Source organism: Caulobacter sp. GW821-FHT10A06 (assembly GCF_059415805.1).
Genome location: NZ_JBWKNY010000004.1, coordinates 324,285 through 347,429, shown reverse-complemented (window position 1 = coordinate 347,429; position 23,145 = coordinate 324,285). Strand labels below are relative to the sequence as shown.

The 23,145-nt window shown below is 67.3% G+C and carries 23 protein-coding genes and 1 pseudogene; 5 read left to right on the top strand and 19 right to left on the bottom strand.

The annotated features are described in order from the left end of the window. Nucleotides 1-11 precede the first annotated feature (11 nt). The 5 genes from AC07NF_RS13150 to AC07NF_RS13130 all read right to left on the bottom strand — a co-directional run bounded on the left by AC07NF_RS13150 (nucleotide 12) and on the right by AC07NF_RS13130 (nucleotide 4,115). Nucleotides 12-236 carry a hypothetical protein gene (locus tag AC07NF_RS13150; protein WP_492815937.1) on the bottom strand — a complete coding sequence of 75 codons (225 nt, stop codon included), beginning with the start codon at nucleotides 234-236 and terminating at the stop codon, nucleotides 12-14. Continuing rightward, nucleotides 214-651 carry a hypothetical protein gene (locus tag AC07NF_RS13145; RefSeq protein ID WP_492815939.1) on the bottom strand — a complete coding sequence of 146 codons (438 nt, stop codon included), beginning with the start codon at nucleotides 649-651 and terminating at the stop codon, nucleotides 214-216. The genes AC07NF_RS13150 and AC07NF_RS13145 overlap by 23 nt, the downstream gene beginning before the upstream one ends. Nucleotides 652-850: 199 nt before the next feature. Continuing rightward, nucleotides 851-1,345: a helix-turn-helix domain-containing protein gene (locus tag AC07NF_RS13140; RefSeq protein WP_494626472.1), complete on the bottom strand. Its 495-nt coding sequence runs from the start codon at nucleotides 1,343-1,345 to the stop codon at nucleotides 851-853. Nucleotides 1,346-1,407: 62 nt separating this feature from the next. Then, nucleotides 1,408-3,588 (bottom strand): xanthine dehydrogenase family protein molybdopterin-binding subunit, encoded by a 2,181-nt coding sequence (locus tag AC07NF_RS13135; RefSeq protein ID WP_494626470.1) that lies wholly within the window; start codon nucleotides 3,586-3,588, stop codon nucleotides 1,408-1,410. Then, nucleotides 3,585-4,115: a (2Fe-2S)-binding protein gene (locus AC07NF_RS13130; RefSeq protein WP_494626468.1), complete on the bottom strand. Its 531-nt coding sequence runs from the start codon at nucleotides 4,113-4,115 to the stop codon at nucleotides 3,585-3,587. Before AC07NF_RS13130 ends, AC07NF_RS13135 begins: the two co-directional genes overlap by 4 nt. Nucleotides 4,116-4,304: 189 nt before the next feature. Here AC07NF_RS13130 and AC07NF_RS13125 point away from each other — a divergent pair, with 189 nt between their 5' ends. Continuing rightward, entirely contained in the window at nucleotides 4,305-4,619 is a 315-nt protein-coding gene (locus tag AC07NF_RS13125; protein WP_492815947.1) for an MliC family protein, read from the top strand. A gap of 14 nt (nucleotides 4,620-4,633) precedes the next feature. Continuing rightward, a complete protein-coding gene (locus tag AC07NF_RS13120) occupies nucleotides 4,634-5,524 on the top strand; it encodes an NAD(P)-dependent oxidoreductase (protein ID WP_494626466.1) in 891 nt (296 codons plus the stop codon). On the opposite strand, the gene AC07NF_RS13115 is transcribed toward AC07NF_RS13120, so the two are convergent. The 4 genes from AC07NF_RS13115 to AC07NF_RS13100 all read right to left on the bottom strand — a co-directional run bounded on the left by AC07NF_RS13115 (nucleotide 5,517) and on the right by AC07NF_RS13100 (nucleotide 13,176). Next, nucleotides 5,517-7,157: an MFS transporter gene (locus tag AC07NF_RS13115; RefSeq protein WP_494626464.1), complete on the bottom strand. Its 1,641-nt coding sequence runs from the start codon at nucleotides 7,155-7,157 to the stop codon at nucleotides 5,517-5,519. The two genes, AC07NF_RS13120 and AC07NF_RS13115, sit on opposite strands and share 8 nt — an antisense overlap. A gap of 58 nt (nucleotides 7,158-7,215) precedes the next feature. Further along, nucleotides 7,216-9,912 (bottom strand): PAS domain S-box protein, encoded by a 2,697-nt coding sequence (locus AC07NF_RS13110; RefSeq protein ID WP_494626462.1) that lies wholly within the window; start codon nucleotides 9,910-9,912, stop codon nucleotides 7,216-7,218. 92 nt (nucleotides 9,913-10,004) lie between these two features. Next, entirely contained in the window at nucleotides 10,005-10,688 is a 684-nt protein-coding gene (locus AC07NF_RS13105; RefSeq protein ID WP_494626460.1) for a Fe2+-dependent dioxygenase, read from the bottom strand. A gap of 142 nt (nucleotides 10,689-10,830) precedes the next feature. Continuing rightward, complete coding sequence (locus tag AC07NF_RS13100) at nucleotides 10,831-13,176, bottom strand: TonB-dependent receptor (RefSeq protein ID WP_494626458.1); 2,346 nt, start codon at nucleotides 13,174-13,176, stop codon at nucleotides 10,831-10,833. An 867-nt stretch (nucleotides 13,177-14,043) separates the two neighbouring features. Between AC07NF_RS13100 and AC07NF_RS13095 the strand changes: the two genes are divergently transcribed. The 3 genes and pseudogenes from AC07NF_RS13095 (at nucleotide 14,044) to AC07NF_RS13085 (ending at nucleotide 15,583) form a co-directional block, all read left to right on the top strand. Further along, complete coding sequence (locus AC07NF_RS13095) at nucleotides 14,044-14,676, top strand: LysE family translocator (protein WP_454713546.1); 633 nt, start codon at nucleotides 14,044-14,046, stop codon at nucleotides 14,674-14,676. A gap of 60 nt (nucleotides 14,677-14,736) precedes the next feature. Then, nucleotides 14,737-15,438, top strand: a complete 702-nt coding sequence (locus AC07NF_RS13090) for a ribonuclease T2 (protein WP_494626455.1) — start codon at nucleotides 14,737-14,739, stop codon at nucleotides 15,436-15,438. Nucleotides 15,439-15,450: 12 nt separating this feature from the next. Further along, nucleotides 15,451-15,583, top strand: a pseudogene (locus tag AC07NF_RS13085) (hypothetical protein). Here the strand turns inward: AC07NF_RS13085 and AC07NF_RS13080 are convergent. From AC07NF_RS13080 to AC07NF_RS13035, 10 genes are all read right to left on the bottom strand, one after another. After that, entirely contained in the window at nucleotides 15,570-16,406 is an 837-nt protein-coding gene (locus tag AC07NF_RS13080) for an alpha/beta fold hydrolase (RefSeq protein ID WP_494626453.1), read from the bottom strand. The pseudogene AC07NF_RS13085 and the gene AC07NF_RS13080 sit on opposite strands and share 14 nt — an antisense overlap. 125 nt (nucleotides 16,407-16,531) lie before the next feature. Then, nucleotides 16,532-16,918: a PIN domain-containing protein gene (locus AC07NF_RS13075; protein ID WP_494626451.1), complete on the bottom strand. Its 387-nt coding sequence runs from the start codon at nucleotides 16,916-16,918 to the stop codon at nucleotides 16,532-16,534. Further along, on the bottom strand, nucleotides 16,919-17,158 hold the full coding sequence (locus AC07NF_RS13070) for an antitoxin (protein WP_494626449.1): 240 nt from the start codon (nucleotides 17,156-17,158) through the stop codon (nucleotides 16,919-16,921). A gap of 76 nt (nucleotides 17,159-17,234) precedes the next feature. Beyond that, nucleotides 17,235-17,486 (bottom strand): hypothetical protein, encoded by a 252-nt coding sequence (locus AC07NF_RS13065; protein ID WP_494626447.1) that lies wholly within the window; start codon nucleotides 17,484-17,486, stop codon nucleotides 17,235-17,237. 129 nt (nucleotides 17,487-17,615) lie between these two features. Further along, nucleotides 17,616-19,766: a polyribonucleotide nucleotidyltransferase gene (gene pnp / locus AC07NF_RS13060; protein WP_492815970.1), complete on the bottom strand. Its 2,151-nt coding sequence runs from the start codon at nucleotides 19,764-19,766 to the stop codon at nucleotides 17,616-17,618. A gap of 243 nt (nucleotides 19,767-20,009) precedes the next feature. Further along, nucleotides 20,010-20,279 carry a 30S ribosomal protein S15 gene (gene rpsO, locus AC07NF_RS13055; RefSeq protein WP_454713536.1) on the bottom strand — a complete coding sequence of 90 codons (270 nt, stop codon included), beginning with the start codon at nucleotides 20,277-20,279 and terminating at the stop codon, nucleotides 20,010-20,012. Nucleotides 20,280-20,292: 13 nt separating this feature from the next. Further along, nucleotides 20,293-21,225: a tRNA pseudouridine(55) synthase TruB gene (gene truB, locus AC07NF_RS13050; protein ID WP_494626444.1), complete on the bottom strand. Its 933-nt coding sequence runs from the start codon at nucleotides 21,223-21,225 to the stop codon at nucleotides 20,293-20,295. A 3-nt stretch (nucleotides 21,226-21,228) separates the two neighbouring features. After that, nucleotides 21,229-21,696, bottom strand: a complete 468-nt coding sequence (rbfA, locus tag AC07NF_RS13045) for a 30S ribosome-binding factor RbfA (RefSeq protein WP_494626442.1) — start codon at nucleotides 21,694-21,696, stop codon at nucleotides 21,229-21,231. Between the two features lie 238 nt (nucleotides 21,697-21,934). Then, nucleotides 21,935-22,720, bottom strand: a complete 786-nt coding sequence (locus AC07NF_RS13040) for a dienelactone hydrolase family protein (protein ID WP_494626440.1) — start codon at nucleotides 22,718-22,720, stop codon at nucleotides 21,935-21,937. A gap of 42 nt (nucleotides 22,721-22,762) precedes the next feature. Continuing rightward, nucleotides 22,763-23,119 carry a YciI family protein gene (locus AC07NF_RS13035; protein ID WP_494626438.1) on the bottom strand — a complete coding sequence of 119 codons (357 nt, stop codon included), beginning with the start codon at nucleotides 23,117-23,119 and terminating at the stop codon, nucleotides 22,763-22,765. Between the last annotated feature and the right edge of the window lie 26 nt (nucleotides 23,120-23,145).

The window sequence follows — 23,145 nt, the reverse complement described above, 5'->3', positions numbered from 1 at the left end:
TCCCCCAAACCCTAGTGCAGCGGTCCCTCGGCGCCGGTCACCAGGCGCCGGATCTCGGCGATCAGCCGCAGGGCGGCGCTGGAGTCGCCGCGCTCCTGCAGCGCCACCAGCTTGGGGACCAAGATCATGAGGATGCGGCGATGATCCTCGTTCAGCGTGACGAGGCCGCGCCGGAATTCGTCGATGTCTTCCTCGTCGGCGATCGCATCGAGGTCAGGATCGAACAGTTCCTTCATCGGCCCGCTCCGGGGCGCGACGGGTCAGCCAGAAGCCGACCAGGATGACCAGCAAGTGGAACACGGCCAGGATATTGTTGGCCGCTATCCAGCTGTTGCGGTGAACCCGCGGGTCCAGGAGGTAGACGAACGGACACAGGATCACCAGCGTCGCCAGGGCGGCCAGCACCACGATCCACAGCCGACGCCATCGCAGAGAGAGCCACACATAGGCCCCCGTGGTGATCACGTCCGTCACCGTCTGGGGCACGTTCAGGCCGGGATGGTCCCATTGGCTGAGAAGCGGCGTGACGCTCCAGGAAATGATCGTCACGCCCGACACGAGCCGCAGCGGCCGATCGCCCTTCCACAGTCCCAAGCCGCAGACGATCACGGCGATCAGATAGTGGATGTAGGTGTTCAGGGAAATCGACAAACTCGGGTCCCGAAGCGCGTGAGGGCTGTTCAAGCCAATAGGTCGGCGTTCGCCAGAACGCCAGCGGCGCGGCGTCTTCGAACGCCGAGACCGCCCTCCGATATTCAACGCGCGGCAACATCCAAAGCAAATCCTGTCGCGCGGCGACGTCCGCGCGGCCGTTTCACACTGGAGATCGCAGGCTTCGTGACCGGCCAGGCTAGTAGTGCGTGATCCGCTGGATCGCCATGATGAGGGCGTCGATGCTGATCGCGATCACAGCCAGGGCCACGGCGACGGCGGCCGTGACGCCCAGCACGAGGCCGAGCCATTGAAGACCGCTCAGTTCATAACGCCAATCCCGCCGGCCCGTGGGCTGAACGTCGAGACTGGGCCGTGATGCGCCTTTGCGGTCGCTTTTGATCTCGTGATCAAAAGGGCGCGCGCCCGGAAGCGCTGCCATCCCGTCTGGCTGCTTACGGTAGTCTTTACCGGGGTCGCCGCCTTCCCAGGCCACGAAGGCCAGGGCCGCGTCGCGGCGGCTCATGCCCGACAGCCGGCGGCGGGCGCTGAGCACGTGCATCTCGACGGTCTTGGGCGACAGGCCCAGTGCTCGCGCGATCTCCTTGGACTGGAGATGGGCCGCGATGAGTCGGAGGATCTCCCGCTCCCGGGGGGTAAGCTTCTCGAAAGCGATACTGACGCGATCCACCATGCGGCCAGGATGCTAGGCCGCCCGGCTCTCGTCTAGCGAGCAGAACGGGTATTCTGAAACAATCAGTTTTCCGAGCGCACGAACGGCAGCCGCGTGGTGGGCGTCTTGTTGAGGGCCAGCAGGGCGTTGGCCACGGCCGGACCGATCACCGGCGTCCCCGGCTCGCCGACCCCGCTGGGGGGATTGCCGGAGGGCACGATGTTGGTCTCCACCGTCGGCGCCTCGTTGATCCGCAGCACCCGATAACGATCGAAGTTGGTCTGATCGACCTTGCCATCGGTCAGGGTCACCTCGCCGAACAGGAAGCCCGACAGGCCATAGCAGGTGCCGCCTTCCATCTGGGCCGCGATCTGGTCGGGCGAGACGGCGACGCCGCAGTCGATGGCGGTGACCACGCGGCCGACGCGCGGGGTCCCGTTCTCGACCTTGACCTCGGCCACCTGGGCCACGACCGAGCCGAAGCTCTCGTGCACCGCCACGCCGCGCGTCCAGCCGGCGGCGGCCTTGGGTCCGGCCTTCTCGACGGCCAGGTTCAGGGCGGCCAGGTGCCGGTCGGCGCCGGCCTTGGTGTAGAGCGCGCGGCGGTACTCGATCGGATCCTTGCCGGCCTTGGCAGCCAGCTGGTCGATCGTGTGTTCCATGACGAAGGCGGTATGGGTCGCGCCCACCGAGCGCCACCACAGCACCGGCACCCCGACGTCGGGCAGGGCCACCTGGGCGTCGACGATCGGCGTGGCCTTCAGATAGGGCGAGCCCGCTGTGCCTTCGATCGCCGTCTGGTCCGGACCCTTGCCGGCCGGCATGGGCGAGCCCTTCATGATCGACTGGCTGACGATCCGGTGGCGCCAGGCGGCCGGATAGCCGTCCTTGTCCAGTTGGACCTTCACGGCGTGCACGGTCAGCGGCCGGAAATAGCCGGCCTGCATGTCGTCCTCGCGGGTCCAGACCAGCTTCACCGGCCGGCCCTTGCCGACTTTCTTGGCGATGTGGACGCATTCGGCGACATAGTCGGACTGGAAGTTGGCCCGGCGGCCGAACGAGCCGCCGGCGAACAGGGTCTCGATCTCGACCGAGCCCGGCAGGCAGCCGACGATCTTGGCGGCGGCCAGCTGGTCCAGGGTCTGGCCCTGCGAGCCGAACACCATCTTGACCTTGTTGCCGTCGACGGACGCCACGCAGTTCATCGGCTCCATGGTCGCATGGGCCAGATAGGGGAACTCGTAGGTCGTCTCGAAGACGTTCGCGCCTTTGGCGGAAGCGAGCGCCGTCGCGTCGCCGCGCTGGTCGAAGGGCTCCCACTTGGTCTCGGTGTTCTTGCCGGCCGCCACGTCGTTGAACAGCTGGGCAATGGCCGCCGAGCCGCGCTTCTCGGCCTTGTCCTCATCCCACTCCAGCTTCAGCGCCTCGCGACCCATGCGGGCGGCGAAGGTGTTCTGGGCGACGACGGCCACCCCGGTCGGGATCTCGAAGACGTCGACCACGCCCGCGACCTTCTTGGCCTCGGCGGCGTCGAAGCTTTTGACCTTGGCGCCGAAGCGCGGCCCGTGAGCGACCACCGCCGTCAGCATGTCGGGCAGCCGGACGTCCTGGGTGTAGCGGGCCGTGCCGTCGCTCTTGGCCTGGGCGTCCTTGCGGCGCACCCGGTCGGTACCGATCAGGGTGAAGGTCTTGGGGTCCTTCAGCTTGACGTCGGTCGGCGCCGGGACCCTGGCCGCGTCGGCCAGCAGGTCGCCAAAGGTCGCCGTCTTGCCCGAGGTGTGGGTGACGGTGCTGTCCTTCACGGCGATCTCGCCGACCGGGACGTTCCATTTGTTGGCGGCGGCCTGGACGAACATGGCCCGCGCGCCGGCCCCGGCCTTGCGCAGCTGGTCCCACGAGTTGGAGATCGCCGACGAGCCGCCGGTCAGCTGCGCGCCCAAGGCGCCGTTGGCATAGAGCTTGGCGTTGGCGGGCGCCTGCTCGACCTGGACCTTGGTCCAGTCGGCGTCCAGCTCCTCGGCGACGATGGCCGCCAGGCCCGCATGGTTGCCCTGGCCGAACTCGACGTGCTTGGAAATCACCGTCACCACGCCGTCCGGCGCGATCTTGATGAAGGGTCCGAAAGCCCCGACCTCGACCTTGGAGCCGGCGCTCATGATGTCGGCCGGCGAGCAGCCGACCAGCAGCGAACCGCCGACCAGGGCCGAGGCGACGACGACATCGCGGCGGCTGGGGCCCTCGATGGGCTTGAAGGGCGCGTTCATCGGCCGGCTCCACGATGGGTGGCGCCCGAACCGGCGACGATGGCCTCGTCGATGTCGGCGTGCGGCTGGCCCAGCGGCGGACCGGTGTCGGCCGCGTCCTTGATCGCCGCGCGGATGCGCTGATAGGCGCCGCAACGACAGATGTTGCCCGCCATGGCGTTGTCGATGTCCTCGTCGCTGGGCTTGGCCTTCTGGGCCAGCAGGGCGCAGGCCGACATGATCTGGCCCGACTGGCAGTAGCCGCACTGAGGCACGTCATGGCGCACCCAGGCCTGCTGCACCGGATGCGCGCCGCCCAGCCCCTCGATGGTGGTGATCTTGGCCGTGCCGACCGCCTCGATCGGCGTCACGCACGAACGGATCGCCTGGCCGTCCAGATGCACGGTGCAGGCCCCGCACTGGGCCATGCCGCAACCGAACTTGGTGCCCGTCATGCCCAGCTCGTCGCGCAGCACCCACAGCAGGGGCGTGTCGGGCGAGGCCTGTACCGATGTGGGCTTACCGTTGATGTCGAGCGTCACGGCCATGCGTCTTCGCCTCCAACGAAAGAAGGACGCCCCGCGCCCTGATCGAAACCTAACACCGTTCACACTGGGCTTGGCCAGCGGGAATTTTAGCGGCGCCTTTGAGCAGGGAACGCCTAGCGGCTGAAAATCGCTGCCGCACCTGCGAAGGCCCGCTATGCTCGGCGTCGTAACCGCCCGGAGGCTTCCGTCTTGCGCCGCGTCCTCGTTCCCCTTGCCGTCCTGGCCGTGACCTTGGCCGGTTGCGCCACCGTCGCCCCGATGGACTCGACGGACGCGCCGATCCGCTACAGCTGCAAGGGCGGCAAGCGGTTCACCAGCGCCTACGCCCTGCACGGCAAGAAGGTCGTGGTCACCGCCGGCGGCGTCACCAAGACCCTGAAGCTGGCCCGCTCGGCGTCCGGCGCCCGCTACACCGCCGGCGACGCCGAGATCTGGAGCAAGGGCGCCGACGCCATGCTCAAGGGTTTCCCCGGCGGTCCCTACGCCGATTGCCGTTCGCAGTAAGTCGAGGTCCCGCGTTGGATTCCTTCCCCGCCTACTTCCCCCTGGCCGGCCGCAAGGTGGTGATCGCCGGCGTCGGCGACGCGGCTGACGCCAAGGCCCGGCTGTTCGACGGCTCGCCCGCGACCCTGGTGCGGCTGGAGGGCCACGACGCCTATCTGCCGGGGTCCTATTCCGGTGCGATCCTGGCCTTTGTGGCCAGTCCCGACGAGGTGTTCGTCCAGGCCGCCGCCAGCGCGGCGCGGGCGGCGCGGGTGCTGGTCAATGTCGTCGACCGGCCGGCGCTGTGCGACTTCAACACCCCGGCCGTGATCGACCGCGGCGAGGTGGTGGCGGCCGTCGGCACCGGCGGCTCGGCCCCGGTGCTGGCGACCATGCTGCGCAACGACATCGAGGCCCAGGTGCCCGAGGGCATGGGCCGCGTCGCCGCCCTGCTGCAGAAGTTCCAGGGCGAGGTGCGCGGGACCTTGCCGGCCCTGCACGAACGCCGGGCCTTCCTGCGCGACGCCGTACTGGGAGAAGCCGCCGCCGCCGCTCGCGCCGGCGACATGGACAAGGCCGGCCAGCTGTTCCGCGAGGCCCTGGCCAAGGGCACGGCTCGCAAGGGGACGGTGCGCTTCATCGCCGGCAAGGGTCCGGTGGACCTGCTGACCCTGCGCGCCAGCCGGGCTCTGGGCGCGGCCGACGTGCTGGTGCTGGAAGCCGACGCCGATCCCGAGGTCGTGAAGATGGCCCGCCGCGATGTCGAGCGGATGGACGCAGCGGAGGCCAATGCCGAGCACCTGATCCAGCTGGCCCGCGAAGGCCGCCAGATCGTCCGGCTGATCACCCATGCCGTCGACCCGGCCCTGATCCACGCCCTGACCCAGGCCGAGATCGCGGTGGAAGTGGTGCCGGCCGCTAGTTGAGCGGCCGTCCTTTCGTCTCGGGCAGCAGGAACGCCGTGACCAGCACGCTGATCAGGGTGAAGACGACCGGGTACCAGAGGCCGGCATAGATATCGCCGACCGCGGTGACGATGGCGAAGGCGAAGAACGGCACGAAGCCGCCGACCCAGCCGGTGCCGATGTGATAGGGCAGCGACAGGGCCGTGTAGCGGACCCGGGTCGGGAACAGCTCGACCAAGCAGGCGGCTAGCGGGCCGAACAGGGCCGTGGCGGCGACCACGAAGACGAACAGCACGCCCAGGATCAACGGCTTGTTCATCCGCGCCGGGTCGGCCTTGGCGGGATAACCGGCCTTGGCCAGGGCGGCCTTGATCTGCTTCTCGACGCCGGTCTTGGCCGCCTTCGTCTCGGCCTTGGGCAGACCCTTCGCGCTCTGGGAGACGACTTCGGCGCCGCCGACCTTCATCACCGCCGTCGCGCCGGCCGGGGCCTTTTCGTTCGTGTAGGACACGCCGGCATTGGCCAGCGCGCCCTTGACGATGTCGCACGAGGTGACGAAGGCGGCCTTGCCGACGGGGTCGAACTGCAGCGAGCAGTCGGCCGGATCGGCCACGACAACGACGGGCGCTTTCGCGCTAGCCTCAGCCAGGGCCGGGTTGGCGGCCTTCTCCAGGATGTGGAAACCGGGGAAGTAGAACAGCAGCGCCAGGGTCATGCCGCCCAGCATCACCGGCTTGCGGCCCACCTTGTCCGATAGCCAGCCGAAGACGACGTAGAACACGGCGCTGACCGCCGTGGCGATCATCATCAGCTCGTTGATGGTGACCGGATCGACCTTCAGGAACTTCTCCATGAAGGTCTGGACGTAGAAGAAGCTGGTGTACCAGACCGCGCCCTGAGCGCACATCATCGACAGGAAGGCCAGGATCACCAGCTTCAGGTTCTTCCATTGGCCGAAGGCCTCGGCATAGGGCGCCTTGGAGGCCTGGCCCTCCTCCTTCATGGCGGCGAAGGCGGGGCTCTCGGTCAGCTTCATGCGCATCCAGACCGAGACGCCCAAAAGGCCGATCGAGACGGCGAACGGAATGCGCCAGCCCCAGGCGTCGAAGGCCTCGAGGCCGACGATGGAGCGGGTGATCATGATGACCATCAGTGCGCCGAACAAACCGAAGGCGGCCGAGGTCTGGACCCACGAGGTCGACCGGCCGCGCTGGTCGGGCGGCGAATGCTCGGCGACATAGATCGCCGCCCCGCCATACTCGCCGCCCAGGGCGAAGCCCTGCACGCAGCGCAGGATGATCAGCAGGATCGGCGAGATGATCCCCGCCTGCTGGTAGGTCGGCAGGAAGGCGATGGCGAAGGTGGCGCCGCCCATCAGCAGCACGGTGGCCAGGAACGCGCCCTTGCGGCCGGCCTGGTCGCCGATCTTGCCGAAGACCAGCGCGCCCAGCGGCCGGAACGCGAAGCCCACGCCGAACAAAGCGAGGGCCGCGATATAGCCGGCGGCGTCCGGCAGACCGGTGAAGAAGGTCTTGGAAATGACCTGGGCCAGGCTGCCGAAGATGAAGAAGTCGTACCACTCGAAGGCCGTGCCGGCCGACGAGGCCGCGACCACCGTGCGCATCGACGCGCCTTTTTGACCTTCGCCGGCCATGTATTTCCCCCGTTTGTTGGCCCCTGCTTAGCGTGGTTCAGGGATTGGGGAAACGGGGTTAGGCGACGGCGCCTTGTTCGTCCGGGCCGGCCTGCGACAGGCGGACGATCTCGGTGACCAGGGCGGCCGGGGCGATCGGCTTGGCGGCCACGCCGTTCATGCCAGCGGCGCGGTACGAGGCCCGCTGGTGGGCCATGACATTGGCGGTCAGGGCGATGATTGGCACGCGGGCGGCGGGACCCGGCAGGGCGCGGATCCGGCGGGTCGCCTCCAGCCCGTCCATGCCCGGCATCTGCACGTCCATCAGGATGAGGTCAAAGGCCCCGTCGCGGGCCGCCTCGACGCCCGAGGCGCCGTCGTCGGCGACGCTGACGTCCGCGCCCAGCTGCTGCAGGATGCGGCGGGCGACCAGCTGGTTGGTCGGATTGTCCTCGACGACCAGCACCTTCAATCCAGCCAGCAGGTCGTCGGCATGGGCCCCGACCGCTTCCGGCGCGGCGACGGCCTTGGCGGCGATCGTCAGGGTGAAGGTCGAGCCCTCGCCCGGGACCGAGGTGAACGAGACCTCGCCGCCCAGCATCTGGGCCACCTTGCGGGTGATGGCCAAGCCCAGGCCCGAGCCGCCGAAGCGGCGGGTGGTGCTGGCGTCGGCCTGCTGGAAGCGTTCGAACAGATGCCCCTGGGCCTCCAGCGGCACGCCGACGCCCGTGTCGATGACGTCGAAGACCAGTTGCCCGTCAGCCTTGCGAGCTCGCACGGTCACCGAGCCACGCAGGGTGAACTTCACGGCGTTGCCGATCAGGTTGAACAGCGCCTGCCGCACCCGGGTCGGGTCCGTCTGGATCCAGCCCAGGTCCGGCGCGATGTCCAGCTCCAGCCGCAGGCCCTTGTGCGAGGCCTGGCCGGCCAGCAGGCGGGCAACGCCCCTGACGAGTTCACCGGGGTCGACCGCTTCGTAATGCAGGTCCAGGCGTCCAGCCTCGATGCGCGAGATGTCGATGACGTCATCCAGCAGGGTCGACAGCATTTGGCCGGCCGCCAAGGCCTCGCCCAGCAGCTCGGCGCTGTCGCCGGCGGGCAGCTCGCGCTTGAGCACGTGCATGACGCCCAGCACCCCGTTCATCGGCGTGCGGATCTCATGGGACATGTTGGCCAGGAACTGGGCCTTGGCCTCGTTGGCCGCCTGGGCCGCGCGTTCGGCGGCGACCAAGGCGAGCTCGGCCTTTTTCTTCTCGTCGACATCCAGGACGAGGCCGAACGCCTTGCGGGCCCGGCCCGAGGCGTCGCGGCGCACGTCGTGGAAGACCCGCACCCAGCGCGACCGGCCGTCGGGCGCGACGATGCGCACGTCGTATTCCTGCGAGCCCCAGGCGCCGGTCCGCCGCCACTCGGCCGCGGCCTCATAGAGCTGGGCGCGGTCCTCGGGGTGGATCATGGGCCAGACGGCCTCGCGGACGTCCTCGTAGCCGACCCGGCGGCCCATCATGCGGTGCAGTTCGGGCGAGCCCCAGAAGCCCTGGGACTCGTGGTCGATCTCGTAGACGCCGGCGCGGGCCGCGCCCAGGGCGACCTTCAGCCGGCGGGCGTTGATCCGCGCCTCGCGCCGCGCCGTCGTCAGGGCGGTGACGTCGTCCATATAGGTGATGACGCCGACGACTTCGCCAGCCTCGTTGCGCCAAGGGCGAGCCTCCCAGCGGAAGGTGCGCTCGACCCCGTCGGCGTCGTCGAGGCGGTCTTCGCGGCGGGTGACGACCTCGCCCGACAGCGCCCGGGTCACCCCGGCCACGAAGCGGCGGCGGCTGCCGTGCGTCAGCTCGGTCAGGGTCTTGCCGATGACCTGGGCCTCGGTCGAGCGGAAGATTTCCAGGAAGCGCGGGCTGACCAGCCGCAGGCGCATGTCCAGGTCGTAGACGGCCACCGCGAACGGCGCGTCCTCGACCAGGCGGCGGGCCCGGCGTTCGCTCCAGATGGCCTTGTCGCGGCTGCGGGCCACGTCGGTGATGTTCTGGGTGATGCCGTTCAGCGCGAACGGCGGCCCCGCCTGCGTCTCGGCGCGATAGGTGCTGCGGAAGGTCTGCCAGCGGCCGTCATTGCCACACAGGCGGAACTCGATCGCCCCGCCCTCGCCGGTCGCGACGGCGCGGCGGAAGACGTCGTGCACCGCTTCGCGTTGATCCTCGGCCAGGCGGGCCACGAACTTTTCGGCGGTGTCGACGTCGGACGGCTTGAGGCCCAGCAGGGCCAGGGTGTCAGGCGACCAGTCGATGCATTCGCCGTCGGGGTCGTAGCGCCAGACGCCGATGCCGGCGGCCTCGGCCAGCAGCTGCTGGGTGTGGCGAGCCGCCTCCAGCTCGGCGCGGTTTTCGATCTCGGCCGAGACGTCGTGCAGCATGCCGACCAGTTCGCCGTTAGGCCCCAGCCGCCCTCGGCCGCGCAGCCAGATCCAGAGCCCGTCCTTGCGGCGCACCTGCAGGTCGGTGGTGGTCGCCCCGGTGCGGCGCATGCGGTCGCCGATGTCGAGCAGCTCGGGCTGGCTGTCGGGATGCACGAACTTGATCGTCGGCTGACCGATCGTCTCTTCGGCGCTCCAGCCGGTCAGGGCGGTCCAGGCGGCGTTGACGGTGACGAAGCGGCCTTCAGCCGAGACGATCGTGAAAAGATCGCTGGCGTTGTCGAAGAACCAGCGCGCCGCCTCTTCCTCGCCGAACGGCGTGGGGGCGCTGGAATTCGCATCTATGCTCGACGCCGTGGACATCCGGTCTCCGCGAGGTTGGGCGGATCGTGGAGCGCAACCGTAAACTTATAGTTCCAAACGCAGAGCGATGTTCCGTGAACGGGTATCTGGCGTCAGACCTCGGCCCATTGCCTAAGCAGATTATGGTAGACGCCGGTCAGTGACAGGATCCCTTGGTCGTCGGCCGCGACCTGACGGGCCAGGCGCTGGATGGCGACATCCATCTCCAGAAGTATCGTGCGCTTGGCGTCGTCGCGGATCAGGCTCTGGATCCAGAAGAAGCTGGCCGTCCGGCGGCCTCGGGTCACCGGGGTCACATGGTGCAGGCTGGAACTGGGATAGAGGATCATGTCGCCGGCCTCCAGCTTGACGACGTGGTCGCCATAGAGGTCGTTCACGACCAGCTCGCCGCCGTCATAGTCCTCCGGCTCGGCCAGGAAGAGCGTCGCCGACAGGTCGGTGCGCAGGCGCTGGCCGGTCACCGGATCGCGGCGGATGGCGTTGTCGACATGGTCCTTGAAGCCCATGCCTTCGCCGTAGCGGTTGAACATCGGCGGCAGGATGACCTGCGGCAGGGCCGCCGAGACGAACAGCGGATTGGCTTCCAGCGCCTGCAGGATGGCCGCGCCGACGGTGCGGGCCGCGTCGCTGTCCTGGGGCAGCTGCTCATTGGTCTTGGCCCGCGCGGCCTGGTGGCCCGAGGTCAGGTTGCCGTCGACCCAGGGCCCTGCGTCCAGGATCGCCCGGTGCTCGGCGACCTGATCCTTGGTCAGCACCTGCGGGATCTGCAGCATCATGCGGGCGGCTCCTTCCATCCTGGTCCGGAATTAGACCGATCAGGCTCGGCCTTCTTTGACCCGGATCAGGCCGAAAAATAAAGCGCCCCGCTCGAGGTCCGTTCGAGCGGGGCACAGTCGTGAGGCACTAGTAAGGGGAGGGCTAGTACTTCACGGCAAGGGTCAGCATCGCCTGGCGGCCCGGCGCCGGGTCGGCGTGGTGCACGCCGTTGGTGCGCAGGATGTACTGCTTGTCCGTCAGGTTCTGGACGTTCAGCTGCAGGTCCATCTTGTCGTTGATCTTGTACGAGGCGAAGGCGTCCAGGCGGGTATACGAGGGCGCGAAGACCTTGTTGGCCCCGCCGCCGGCGCCGCCCTGGTTGCCGCCGAAGCTCTTGGACACGTAGTAGACGCCGCCGCCCACCGACAGGGCCGGGATCACACGATAGGTCGTGAACAGGCTGAAGCTGTGCTTGGGCGTATTGGCCAGGGGGTCGCCCTGGTTGATGTTCGGGATCGGCGCGCCGCCGCCGGTCGGGATCGTCACCGCCCCGCGCACCAGCTCGCTGTCCATGTAGGTGTAGCCGCCGAACACCTGCCAGGCGCGGGTCAGATAGCCCGAAGCGCCCAGTTCGACGCCCTTGACCTCGGTTTCGCCCACCTGCTGGGAAATGCCGTTGTCGACCAGGATCAGGGCGTTCTTGCGCTGGGTTTTGAACACCGCGCCGGACAGGGCCAGCTTGTCGTTGAAGACGTTCCACTTGGCGCCGGCTTCGAAGCTGGTGGTGTCTTCCGGATCCAGGATCGCCTGGACCGGCGTCGCCGCGGTGTTCTGGTCGCCGCCCTGCGTCGTCGGGGGGGTCGAGGAGGTGGCGTACGAGACGTACAGGCTGCTCGACGGCGTCGGCTTGTAGTTCAGGCCGACCTGATAGTTGACGAAGTCCCAGCTGGCTTTCGGCACGCTGGTGTAGGTCGCGCTGGTGATGACGCCATTGGCGGTGGTCGAGGCGGCGGTCGTGCCGCGCGTCGAATAGTCATCGTAGCGGACGCCCAGGTTCAGCAGCAGCTTCTCCGAGAGCTTGACCGTGTCGAAGGCGTAGATCGCGCCGCTGCGGGTCTTGGATTGCGAGACCGGGCCCAGATTGATCACGCCGGTCCAGGCGTCAGCCGGGTTCGGCGAGTAGAGACGCGTGCAGCCGACGGTGGCGCCGGTGAAGCCGGTCGGACAGGCCGAGCCGCCGTTGGTGAAGAAGGTGTAGCTGGCGTTGTCGTTGACTTCGCGCGACAGCTCGAAGCCCGCGTTGAAGCGGTTCTCGATGCTGCCGAGGTTGAACTTGCCGGTCAGGTCGGTGGTGAAGGCCGTGCTGGTCGTCTCGTTCCAGCGCGACTTGGTCCCGCGCAGCATCCACCATTCGCCGGCCACGAACTGGGCCGCGCCGCCGTCGCCAGGGTTGGTGACGAAGTAGTCGTTCAGGGTCTTGCCGTAGCGGAAGACCTGACGGACCGCGAAGTCGTCATTGATCTCGTGGCGGATGGCGAAGGTCGTGATGTCGGCCTTGGTCTTCATCCAGTCGCGGTCCAGGCCGTAATAGGCCGAACGATCGACGTCCAGGATGCCGTTGGCCGGACGGGTGCGGCTGTCGGTGCCGGCCACGCCCCAGGTGCGCTTGCTGGCCAGCGGGATGCCGTAGTCCGGATCCTGGTCGGTATCCACGTGATAGTAGCTCAGGGTCGCCTGGGTGTCGGTGTCGATGCCGAGGGCGACCGACGGGGCGAAGCCCCAGCGCTTGAAGTCGACGGTGTTGCGGCCGGGCGTGTCGCCGCCGGTGGCCATCAGGTTCAGGCGGAACGCGGCGTTCTTGGCGAAGGCGTAGTTGCCGTCGGCGGTGAGGCGATAGTAGCTGTCGGTGCCGGCGGCGGCCGAACCCGCCATGAAGCTGGTGGTCTTCGGGCTCTTGGACGACAGGTTGATGCTGCCGCCGCCCGAGCCGCGGCCGCTATAGACCGAGTCCGGACCCTTGATGACCTCGACCTGTTCCAGGTTGAAGACTTCGCGGGTCTGGCCGCCGGTGTCGCGGACGCCGTCGACGAAGATGTTGTTGCCCGAGCTCTGGCCGCGGATGAACGGCCGGTCAGCCAAAGGCTGACCACCCTCCCCGGCCCCGAAGGTGATGCCCGGCGAGGTGCGCAGGATGTCCGTCAGCGAGGTGGCGGCGGTCTGCTCGATGATCCGCGAGGAGATCACGGTGATCGAACGCGGCGTGTCCAGCAGCGGCGCGGTGAACTTGCTCGACGAGGGGTCGGCGGTGCGCTTGGCGTCGATCTTGACGCCAGCGACCTCGGTGCTGTCGGCGGCCGGGGCGGTCGCGGCGGCGGTCGCGACGGGCGCGTCCAGGTCGGCAGCGGCGGCGGTTTGAGCCAGGCCCAGGCCGGCCAGACCGGCGACGGCGACAGCGCCCAGGGCGCGACGGGGCCGGCTCACGACGCCGGAAGAGTTCAGCTTACGCATGGTTGGTCCTATCCCCGGGGGCGCGGTGTTGAGCAGGCCCCTCCTGAAATTGCGAGGCGTTCTTAGACACGTTGCGAAGCTGTCGCAATGATAATAGTTCGCAATTGCGCAGCCTGTGTCCGAAAAGCGACGCTTTATTGCGGAAGGCGCCCGTGCACGGGGCGACGGCCTCGCGCCGAGCGGCTGCGAAGGGCGGGTGGAAAGGGATGCGGAGCGCCGGACAACGTCCGGAGTTTGAAAAATGAATACCGTTTCGACGAAGCCAGACGCTCCGCGCGACCGTTTTCCATCAGCGTCCCGTCGGGTGGCCCTGTTCAGGCCTTACCGGGAGCCGGACTTTTCCGTTTCCGGAAGCGCCCAACGGCCGAAGAAGGCGAGCCAAAAATGGCTAAGACACACCCCTTCACCTTCGACCACGCCGACGGCGGGCGGGCCTGGTCAGCGAACCAGGTCCCCGGACCGTCCGAGTATCCCCCTCGGACCTTCACCGCTCGATCACACCCCGCCGCCGCAACGGTCGCTGGCCATGCGCCCTTTCCTCGCGACGAGGTGGGTAGAGAATACGGCAGGTTTTGAGGCTGGGGATAAGTTGGCGTGAATGCTCGTGCCTCACATCGCCCTCTCTCTTAGAGAGAGGGAGGGACCCATGCGCAGCATGGGAGGGTGAGTGGTTACACCGCTGGCCGAATAGTCCTGAAGAATCAGCATGATGAGCGAACCCGGACGGGGCTTCGCCTACCCTCTCACCCTCCCACGCCTACGGCGCGGGCCCCTCCCTCTCTCCATGAGAGAGGGTTTCAATCCCCCTGCCCGTCGCTGCGTTCGTCCCCACATGCTAAAGCTCCACCGTCCCCACGGAGCCCGCCCATGCCCGACGCCAAGACCTGGATCGCCTTCACCCTCGTCTGCCTGGGCATGGCCCTGACTCCGGGTCCGAACATGCTCTATCTGGTCAGCCGCTCGATCTGTCAGGGTCGCTGGGCCGGGATCGTGTCGCTGATCGGCACGGCAGCCGGGTTCGTCGTCTATCTGCTGTGCGCGGCGCTGGGCATCACCGCCCTGCTGATGGCCGCGCCGATCGCCTATGACGTGCTGCGCTTCGGCGGCGCCCTGTATCTCGCCTGGCTGGCCTGGCAGGCGATCAAGCCGGGCGGCGCCTCGCCGTTCCAGGTGCGCGAGCTGCCCAAGGACAGCCCCGCCAAGCTGATCACCATGGGCTTCGTCACCAACATCCTGAACCCCAAGGCGGCCATGCTGTACCTGTCGCTGCTGCCGCAGTTCATCAAGCCCGAGCACGGCGGGGTGTTCACCCAGTCGCTGGTGCTGGGCCTGAGCCAGATCGCCGTCTCGCTGAGCGTCAACGGGATCATCTGCATCATGGCCGGCTCGATCGCGACCTTCCTGGCCACGCGCCCCAGCTTCGCCCTGATCCAGCGCTGGCTGATGGCCACGGTGCTGGGCGGCCTGGCCGTGCGGATGGCCACCGAGGCCCGTCGCTAGACGTTCGCTTGACGGGGCCTTGGCGCGGGCGTCTATCCGGCTCGTAGTCCGGAGTTAGACATGAAGACCGCCCTCGCCGCTTCTCTCGCCGTCGTCGCCCTCGCGACCGGCGCCCAGGCCTCCAGCCTGAAGGCGTGTGCGATACCGCCGGTCGTCACCCCGGCTCAGTCCGAGATCCCGCCGGCCGACGAGATCCATCCCGACGTGCCGATCGCGGCCTATCTGCTGGCGCTCTTCTGGTCGCCCGAGGCCTGCCGCGCCGGCATCCCGGAGTCGGACAAGAAGATCCAGTGCCAGGCCAACAGCTTCGGCTTCACGGTGCACGGCCTGTGGCCCAATGGCCCGGACAAGGTGCATCCGCGCTACTGTAAGCCTAGCCCGCCGATGAGCCCGGCGACGGTGAAGGCCAATCTGTGCATGACCCCCTCGCCCTGGCTGCTGCAGCACGAGTGGCAGGCGCATGGCACCTGCAACTGGGCGACGCCGGAGGCCTATTTCAAGAAGGCCCGCAAGATCCGCGAAAAGCTGAACGTGCCGGACCTGGATGCCGGATCGGACCAAGTGATGACCGCCGGCGAGATCCGCCAGGCGTTCGTCTCGCGCAATCGCGGCGTCCGGCCCGAGGGCCTGAACGTCCGCGTCAAGGACGGCCGGCTGACCGAGGTCTGGGTCTGCATGGACATCAAGTACAAGTGGGCCGCCTGCCGAGGCGGCAACGGCGCGCCCGACCAGGCGGTCGTGAAGGTCACGCCCAAAGGCTGATCCCTTCTCCCCTTGCGGGAGAAGGTGTCGCTGAAAGCGACGGATGAGGGGTCGCACGGACGCGCCGTGAAACCCCTCACCCGACCCACTGCGTGGGCCACCCTCTCCCGCAAGGGGAGAGGGCAGACAACCTAGCCCTCGATGAAGGCCAGCAGGTCCTTGTTGATCGTCTCGGCCTGGGTGGTCGCCATGCCGTGCGGGAAGCCCGGATAGGTGATCAGCGTGCCATTCTTCAGCAGCTTGATCGCCTGGCGGGCCGAGGCGTCGATCGGCACGACCTGGTCGTCCTCGCCGTGCAGCACCAGGACGGGGACCTCGATGGTCTTCAGGTCCTGGGTGAAGTCGGTCTCCGAGAAGGCGGCCACGCAGTCGTACAGCGCCTTGACGCCGGCCATCATGCCCTGGCGCCACCAGTTGTCGATCACGCCCTGGCTGACCTTCGCGCCGTCGCGGTTGAAGCCGTAGAACGGACCGGCGGCCACGTCGCGGAAGAACTGGGCGCGGTCGAAGGCGGTGCCATTGCGGAAGCCGTCGAACACCTCGCGCGGCAGGCCGCCCGGATTGGCCTCGGTCCTCAGCATGATCGGCGTCACGGCGCCGACCAGCACGGCCTTGGCGACGCGGCCGGGCTCGGCGCGCGCCACATAGTGAGCGACTTCGCCGCCGCCGGTGGAGTGGCCGATGTGGACGGCGTTCTTGAGGTCCAGATGCTTGGCCAGGGCGATAACGTCGGCGGCGTAGGTGTCCATCTCGTTGCCGGCATCCGTCTGGTCCGACCGGCCGTGGCCACGGCGGTCATGGGCGATGACCCGGTAGCCCTTCGAGAGGAAGAACATCATCTGGGCGTCCCAGTCGTCCGACGACAGGGGCCAGCCGTGGTGGAAGACGATCGGTTGGGCGTCCTTGGGACCCCAGTCCTTGAAGAAGATGTTCACGCCGTCGTTGGTGGTGAAGAAGCCGCTGCTCATGTCCGTCATCCCTCGCTTGGCTAGGCCCCCATCAGGCCGTTACCGCCGTTTGATGACGAGACTGTGCCCGCGACAGATTGGCGCGGATATGGAAATGATCGAAACTCATTGTTTCCGAAATTGCACTACCAGGCCAGCAGCGACAGCCCCGGCACATCCTTGAAGTCTGTCGCGTTGAGCGTGACCAAGGTCGCACGGTGAGCCAACGCCTGGACGGCGATCATGCGGTCCGCGACCTTGCGTCGAGAATAGCCCGCAGCTTCGACAATCGTACGATAGGCGTCGGCCGCTTCCCCGTCGAAATCGAGGACGGGCACGGCTCTCAGAATGGCGTCCAAACGGGCGCGCCGAACACCGGCTTCGGACGGTTCGCGATAAACGCCGCCCTCCAGTTCTACCCGGCTGATGATCGACAGGAAGATCGCGCCATCCAGGCTTGTGACACGTTCGATGATCGCGGGATCACCATCACGCAGGTGTATCGCGACGCTCGTGCCGAGAACGTAGGCCACTCAGAGGCCGGGGCGCTCAGGAAACAGGTCTTCGTCGCGCACCTCGATGCTGGCGGGGCGCGGCAAGGCGTTCAACGCCGCGACCATGTCCGCGACGGACGTCCGGGTCGGATAGATCGTCAGCACGTCGCCCGACCGCACCAGAGTCAGCTCCACGCCCGGGCCGAAGGCCATGTCGCGCGGCAGGCGTACGGCCTCGCTGTTTCCGCTCTTGAAGGTTCGACTGGTCGTGGTCGCCATCGTCGTGCCTCGATCAAAGGGCGAGAAGTGATGACGCGTATATACCATTCTTCGACCTCCCTTTGAAGCTCAAGACCTATCGCAGCACCCAGTCGTAACGATCCGACGCCCTGTACCCGAGCGCGGCGTTGCTCCGGACGATCTGGCGGAGGTCTTCGGGCAGATCGCGCATGACGACGTCGATCAGGGCGCTGCGGGCCATCTGGATGGCCTCGGCCTTCGGCGCGGTCCGCGCGCAGGCGGGACATCTCACGACATCTCCGCCGTCCATGTGCGCCACGCGGACATCGACCCGGCAGGCGCCGCACTGCACGACCTGGTCAGCCATGGCCCGTCTCCATTCCACAACTCAGAATGGAACAAATAGAGAACAACGACAACCCCAGAAACGCAAAACGGGCGGTCCCTTTCGGAACCGCCCGCTCGCTAACCTCTCACCGGGGAGAGCCGTTCACCCTTAGGTGTTGACGGCGTCTTCCGGGGCCAGTTCGGTCTTCTTCGACAGGTCTTCGCCGGTCTCTTGATCGACAACCTTCATCGACAGCTTGGTCTTGCCGCGATCGTCGAAGCCCAGGAGCTTCACCTTGACGATCTGGCCTTCCTTCAGCACGTCCGACGGCTTGGCGACGCGTTCGTTGCTGATCTGGCTGACGTGGACGAGGCCGTCCTTGGCGCCGAAGAAGTTCACGAAGGCGCCGAAATCGACGACCTTCACGACCTTGCCGTCGTAGATCTTGCCCACTTCGGCTTCGTCGGTGATCGACTTGATCCAGTCGATCGCGGCCTTGATCTTGGCGCCGTCCGAGGCCGAGACCTTCACGGTGCCTTCGTCGTTGATGTCGACCTTGGCGCCGGTGGTGGCGACGATCTCGCGGATCACCTTGCCGCCCGAACCGATCACTTCACGGATCTTGTCGGTCGGGATGGTGATGGTCTCGATCTTCGGAGCGAAGTCGCCGACCTCTTCACGCGGGGCGTCCATGGCCTTGTTCATTTCGCCGAGGATGTGCTCGCGGCCACCCTTAGCTTGAGCCAGGGCCTGCTCCATGATCGCGGGCGTGATGCCGGCGATCTTGATGTCCATCTGCAGCGAGGTCAGGCCTTCGCTGGTGCCGGCGACCTTGAAGTCCATGTCGCCCAGGTGATCTTCGTCACCCAGGATGTCCGACAGAACCGCGAAGCCGTCCTTTTCCAGGATCAGGCCCATGGCGATGCCCGAGACCGGACGGACCAGCGGCACGCCGGCGTCCATCATGGCCAGCGACGAACCGCAGACCGTGGCCATCGAGGACGAACCGTTCGACTCGGTGATCTCCGAGACCAGACGGATCGTGTAGGGGAAGTCTTCCTTGGTCGGCAGCATCGGGCGCAGGGCGCGCCAGGCCAGCTTGCCGTGGCCGATTTCGCGGCGGCCCGGGCTGCCCATACGGCCGGTTTCACCGACGCTGTAGGGAGGGAAGTTGTAGTGCAGCAGGAAGGATTCCTTGTAGGTGCCTTCCAGGGCGTCGATGAATTGCTCGTCGTCGCCGGTGCCCAGGGTGGCGACCACGATCGCCTGGGTCTCGCCGCGGGTGAACAGGGCCGAGCCGTGGGTGCGCGGCAGGATGCCGACTTCACCCAGGATCGGACGGACCTTGTCGACGGTGCGGCCGTCGATGCGGATGCCGGTGTCCAGGATCGAGCGACGGACGATGTCGGCTTCCAGTTCCTTGAAGACCGAAACCAGCTTCAGCGGGTCGATGCCGGCCGGGTTGGTGTCGCTCTTGGCGAAGGTGTCGATCGCCTTGGTCTTGGCGGCGCCCAGCGCGGCGACGCGGTCGCCCTTGGTCTGGATCTTGTAGGCGTCGGCCAGGTCTTGGCCGACGGCCTTCTTCACTTCGGCCTTCAGGGCGTCGGTGTCTTCCGGTTGGAAGTCGAAGGGCTCCTTGGCGGCGTGCTCGGCCAGCTCGATGATCGCGTCGATCACCGTCTGCATTTCCTTGTGGGCGAAGTTGACGCCGCCCAGCACGACCTCTTCCGAGAGCTCTTGGATTTCGCTTTCGACCATCATCACGGCGTCGGCGGTGCCGGCCACGACCAGGTCCATCTTGCTTTCCTTCAGCTCTTCGAGCGTCGGGTTCAGCACGTAGCCGCCGTCAATGTAGCCGACGCGCGCGGCGCCGATCGGGCCCATGAACGGGGCGCCCGACAGGACCAGGGCGGCCGAGGCGGCCACCATGCCCAGGATGTCGGGATCGTTCTCGAGGTCGTGCTGCAGCACGGTGACGACAACCTGGACTTCGTTCTTGAAGCCCTTGACGAACAGCGGGCGGATCGGACGGTCGATCAGGCGGGAAACCAGGGTTTCCTTTTCCGACGGACGGCCTTCACGCTTGAAGAAACCACCGGGGATCTTGCCGGCCGCGAAGGTCTTTTCTTGGTAGTTGACCGTCAGCGGGAAGAAATCTTGGCCGGGCTTCGCCTTCTTGGCGAACACGGCGGTGGCCAGGACGACGGTTTCGCCCATGGTGGCCAGAACGGCGCCGTCGGCTTGACGGGCGATACGACCGGTTTCGAGGACCAGCGTCTTGCCGCCCCACTCGATCGTCTTGCGCTTGATATCGAACATTTTTGCTTCTTTCGGTTCCGAAGGACCCATTTCCTTCAGGACGGACAGGGGCGGGCGGCCGAAGGGCGGTCCCGAGATTTCCTCATCCAGTTCGACAGGCTCCCGAAGACCGTGATCTCCGGCTTACGTGTCCGGATCATGCTTAGAGCGGATCCGCGACAACCTCGCGTTTCGGCCTGTCTCGAAACGAAGGTTGGAAAAACGTTCGGCCGCCCTACCGGAGCAGGGCGGCCGAATTGTGCCTTAGCGACGCAGACCCAGCTTTTCGATCAGGGACTGGTAACGGGCGACGTCGGACTTCTTCAGGTGGTCGAGAAGCCGGCGACGCTGGGAAACCAGCTTCAGCAGGCCACGACGGCTGTGGTTGTCCTTCTTGTGCGTCTTGAAGTGCTCGGTCAGGTTCGAGATGCGCTCCGAGAGGATCGCGACCTGGACTTCAGCGCTGCCGGTGTCGCCAGTGGTGCGGGCGTGTTCGGCGATAAGAGCGCTCTTGCGCTCGATGGTGATCGACATCGGATGTCTCCGCTCAGGTGAGTTGGAAGACCCGCACGGGATTGAGCTTCCCAGCGCGCATCTCGCACAGGGCCACCAGCCGATCCCCCGACATGGCGGAAACGGTGCGATCGCCGGGCGTGAGCTCGGCTTTCAGCGTTTCCACCTGCCTTGGGAGCAGGACGATGGCGCGTCCCTGTGCAAGCCGGAAGGCGTCTTCATCGGTCACGGCCAACGCCGGGATGTCGTCCAGCGCGGTCTCGACCGGAAGCAATGCCTCCGACAGCCGGGCCTCATAGCTCAAATTCTCGAGAGTTTCCAGCGATATCGAGCCACTCTCGGTAAACCCGCCCACCCGCGTCCGGCGCAGCTCGGCGACGTGGCCGCAGGTTCCCAGCGCCTTGGCCAGGTCGCGGACCACGGCGCGGACATAGGTGCCCTTGCCGCATTCCATCTCCAGGGTGACGTGGTCGGCGTCGGCGGCCTCGACGACCTTCAGGTCGAAGATGTTGACCTTGCGGGTGGCCAGCTCGAACTCGACCCCGTCGCGGGCCAGGTCATAGGCGCGCTCGCCGTCGACTTTGATGGCCGAGAAGTTCGGCGGGACCTGGTCGACCTCGCCGATGAAGGCCGGCAGGGCGGCTTCCACCTGCTCGCGGGTCGGACGCACGTCCGAGGTCCCGGTGGTCTCGCCTTCGCGGTCCAGGGTCGTGGTGTCGCGGCCCCAGGCGATGGTGAACCGATAGGCCTTGTCGGCGTCCATCAGGAACGGGACGGTCTTGGTCGCCTCGCCCAGCGCGATGGGCAGGATGCCGGTCGCCAGCGGGTCCAGGGTGCCGGCATGGCCGCCCTTCTGGGCATTGAACGCGCGGCGCACACGGGAAACGGCCGTGGTCGAGGTCAGGTCGTAGGGCTTGTCCAGGCACAGCCAGCCCGAGACGGGATCGCCCTTCTTGCGGCGGGCCATGGACTAGTTCTCGTCCTCATCATCACCGAGGACGTCGGCCAGCGTGCGGGTATCCTGCTGCACGCGGGGATCGTCGAACAGACGATCCATGTGGGCTGCGGCGCCGAAGCTCTCATCGTGGATGAACTTCAGGTCGGGCGTGAACTTCATGTCGATCACCTTGCCCAGGCGCCCGCGCAGGAAACTCGCGCCGCGGTTCAGGGCCTTGATGACCTCTTTGATGTCCTCTTCCTTGCGGCCCGGCTCGCCCTTCAGGCCGGCGCCCAGCGGCTCCACGAAACAGACGGCGTGGCGCAAGTCGGGGCTCATCCGCACTTCGGACACCGTGATCGAGACGCCAACCAGCGCCGGATCGGCCAAGCCTTCCTCGCGGAAGACATCGACCAGGGCGTGGCGGATGAGCTCGCCGGCGCGGAGCTGGCGTTGCGAGGGCCCCGCAGGCCCCTTCTTGGTGTCAGATTGGCGCTTCATGGCGCGGTATCCTTGCGGCCCGGCCGGCGGATCGAACGCCGGTGCGCGGGGAAAATCGGAAGGCGGGGTGTCTAGGCTCCTGAAGGCGGAAAGTCCAGAGCTCCCCCTTCTCCCCTTGTGGGAGAAGGTGTCAGCGGAGCTGACGGATGAGGGGTCGCGCCGACTTGTCGGACAGGGCTTTCAACCCCTCACCCGACCCGCTTCGCGGGCCACCCTCTCCCACAAGGGGAGAGGGATACTAAGCCCCCGTCCTTTCCCTGAAGAACGCGATCACCTTGTCGCGCGCCTTCATGCTCCCGCTGTCCGGGACCGAGCGGTGCAGGTGCAGGGTCAGGACCGAGTGTGGTTCCATCGGCACGCCGGGCGCGGCGTCCTCGTCGGCCAGCTCGACTACCTCGACCTTGTCGCCGAACTCGGCCTTCAGGCGGGCGATGCGGGCGTCGGGCACCAGCTTGTCGGAGGAAAAGCGCAGGGCCAGCAGCGACAGGTCCTCGTCCTTAAACCGCCGCTTGGCGCAGGCCAGCTCCGAGGCCGAGCAGTCCAGGCCGCCCTTATCCTTCAGCGGCAGGGAGGGCTGGGACAGCACCGGCGCCACCACGGCCGGCTCGGTCATCATGGCCAGGGCGAAGCCGCCGGTGAAACACATGCCCACCGCGCCGACGCCCTTGCCGCCGCAGTCTTCATGAGCCTTGCGGGCCAGGGCCCGCAGCCAGTCGACGATCGGGCTGGAGCGGCCGTCCCTCCAGACGCTGAACTCGCGCCGCACGCAGATGTTCTTGAGGATCACCCCGATCGCATAGCCGCGCGTCACCGGCTTGGCCGGCTTGCCGAACAGGCTGGGGCACCAGGCGGTCAGACCCGAGGCGGCCAGGTCGCGGGCGAAGGCCAGCACGCCCGGATGCAGGCCGGGCACCTCGTGGATGACGATCACCGCCGGCCCCGAACCGATCTTGTAGACCTCGCGGCTCCACCGCCCGTCGTCGAAGTCGAACCGCTCGAACCCCGCCAGCGCGTCGTCAGCCATGCCCGCCCCCTCTTTGTTTCGAGAAGGCTAGACCGGCGGTCTTCAGAACGCCATCGCCCGCTCCCAGACGGGCTTGGGCCTGCCCTGCACAGGGCGCTCGGAAAGGTCGCCGGGCTCGAGCAGCAGGCGGATCTCGATCTCCGCCGAACCGTCGGCCGGCGCGGGGCAACGGCGCACCCAGGCGGCGGCGTCCTCGCGACTGTCGACGTTGAACACCCAGAAACCGGCGACCGTGCGGCCCTCGCTACCGATGTCCGGCGTGGTGCGCGCGCCTCGGGCCGCCAGCTTGGTGTGGTCGGCCACCCCGGCCCTCTCGAGCTCGGCGTCATAGGCCTGCATGGCCCGGTTCAGTTCCGGACCTGGCTCGGCCTCGACCCTCAGCAGCACCATGAAGCGCATCACGCATCTCCCGTTCCTCTCTTCAA

What these genes read in the sequence shown, in the direction of transcription:
- AC07NF_RS13150 (WP_492815937.1), bottom strand. Translation starts at nt 236, where the DNA reads ATGAAGGAACTGTTCGATCCTGACCTCGATGCGATCGCCGACGAGGAA.
- AC07NF_RS13140 (WP_494626472.1), bottom strand. Translation starts at nt 1,345, where the DNA reads ATGGTGGATCGCGTCAGTATCGCTTTCGAGAAGCTTACCCCCCGGGAG.
- AC07NF_RS13135 (WP_494626470.1), bottom strand. Translation starts at nt 3,588, where the DNA reads ATGAACGCGCCCTTCAAGCCCATCGAGGGCCCCAGCCGCCGCGATGTC.
- AC07NF_RS13130 (WP_494626468.1), bottom strand. Translation starts at nt 4,115, where the DNA reads ATGGCCGTGACGCTCGACATCAACGGTAAGCCCACATCGGTACAGGCC.
- AC07NF_RS13115 (WP_494626464.1), bottom strand. Translation starts at nt 7,157, where the DNA reads ATGGCCGGCGAAGGTCAAAAAGGCGCGTCGATGCGCACGGTGGTCGCG.
- AC07NF_RS13110 (WP_494626462.1), bottom strand. Translation starts at nt 9,912, where the DNA reads ATGTCCACGGCGTCGAGCATAGATGCGAATTCCAGCGCCCCCACGCCG.
- AC07NF_RS13105 (WP_494626460.1), bottom strand. Translation starts at nt 10,688, where the DNA reads ATGATGCTGCAGATCCCGCAGGTGCTGACCAAGGATCAGGTCGCCGAG.
- AC07NF_RS13100 (WP_494626458.1), bottom strand. Translation starts at nt 13,176, where the DNA reads ATGCGTAAGCTGAACTCTTCCGGCGTCGTGAGCCGGCCCCGTCGCGCC.
- AC07NF_RS13095 (WP_454713546.1), top strand. Translation starts at nt 14,044, where the DNA reads ATGCCCGACGCCAAGACCTGGATCGCCTTCACCCTCGTCTGCCTGGGC.
- AC07NF_RS13090 (WP_494626455.1), top strand. Translation starts at nt 14,737, where the DNA reads ATGAAGACCGCCCTCGCCGCTTCTCTCGCCGTCGTCGCCCTCGCGACC.
- AC07NF_RS13080 (WP_494626453.1), bottom strand. Translation starts at nt 16,406, where the DNA reads ATGAGCAGCGGCTTCTTCACCACCAACGACGGCGTGAACATCTTCTTC.
- AC07NF_RS13070 (WP_494626449.1), bottom strand. Translation starts at nt 17,158, where the DNA reads ATGGCGACCACGACCAGTCGAACCTTCAAGAGCGGAAACAGCGAGGCC.
- AC07NF_RS13065 (WP_494626447.1), bottom strand. Translation starts at nt 17,486, where the DNA reads ATGGCTGACCAGGTCGTGCAGTGCGGCGCCTGCCGGGTCGATGTCCGC.
- pnp (WP_492815970.1), bottom strand. Translation starts at nt 19,766, where the DNA reads ATGTTCGATATCAAGCGCAAGACGATCGAGTGGGGCGGCAAGACGCTG.
- rpsO (WP_454713536.1), bottom strand. Translation starts at nt 20,279, where the DNA reads ATGTCGATCACCATCGAGCGCAAGAGCGCTCTTATCGCCGAACACGCC.
- truB (WP_494626444.1), bottom strand. Translation starts at nt 21,225, where the DNA reads ATGGCCCGCCGCAAGAAGGGCGATCCCGTCTCGGGCTGGCTGTGCCTG.
- rbfA (WP_494626442.1), bottom strand. Translation starts at nt 21,696, where the DNA reads ATGAAGCGCCAATCTGACACCAAGAAGGGGCCTGCGGGGCCCTCGCAA.
- AC07NF_RS13040 (WP_494626440.1), bottom strand. Translation starts at nt 22,720, where the DNA reads ATGGCTGACGACGCGCTGGCGGGGTTCGAGCGGTTCGACTTCGACGAC.
- AC07NF_RS13035 (WP_494626438.1), bottom strand. Translation starts at nt 23,119, where the DNA reads ATGCGCTTCATGGTGCTGCTGAGGGTCGAGGCCGAGCCAGGTCCGGAA.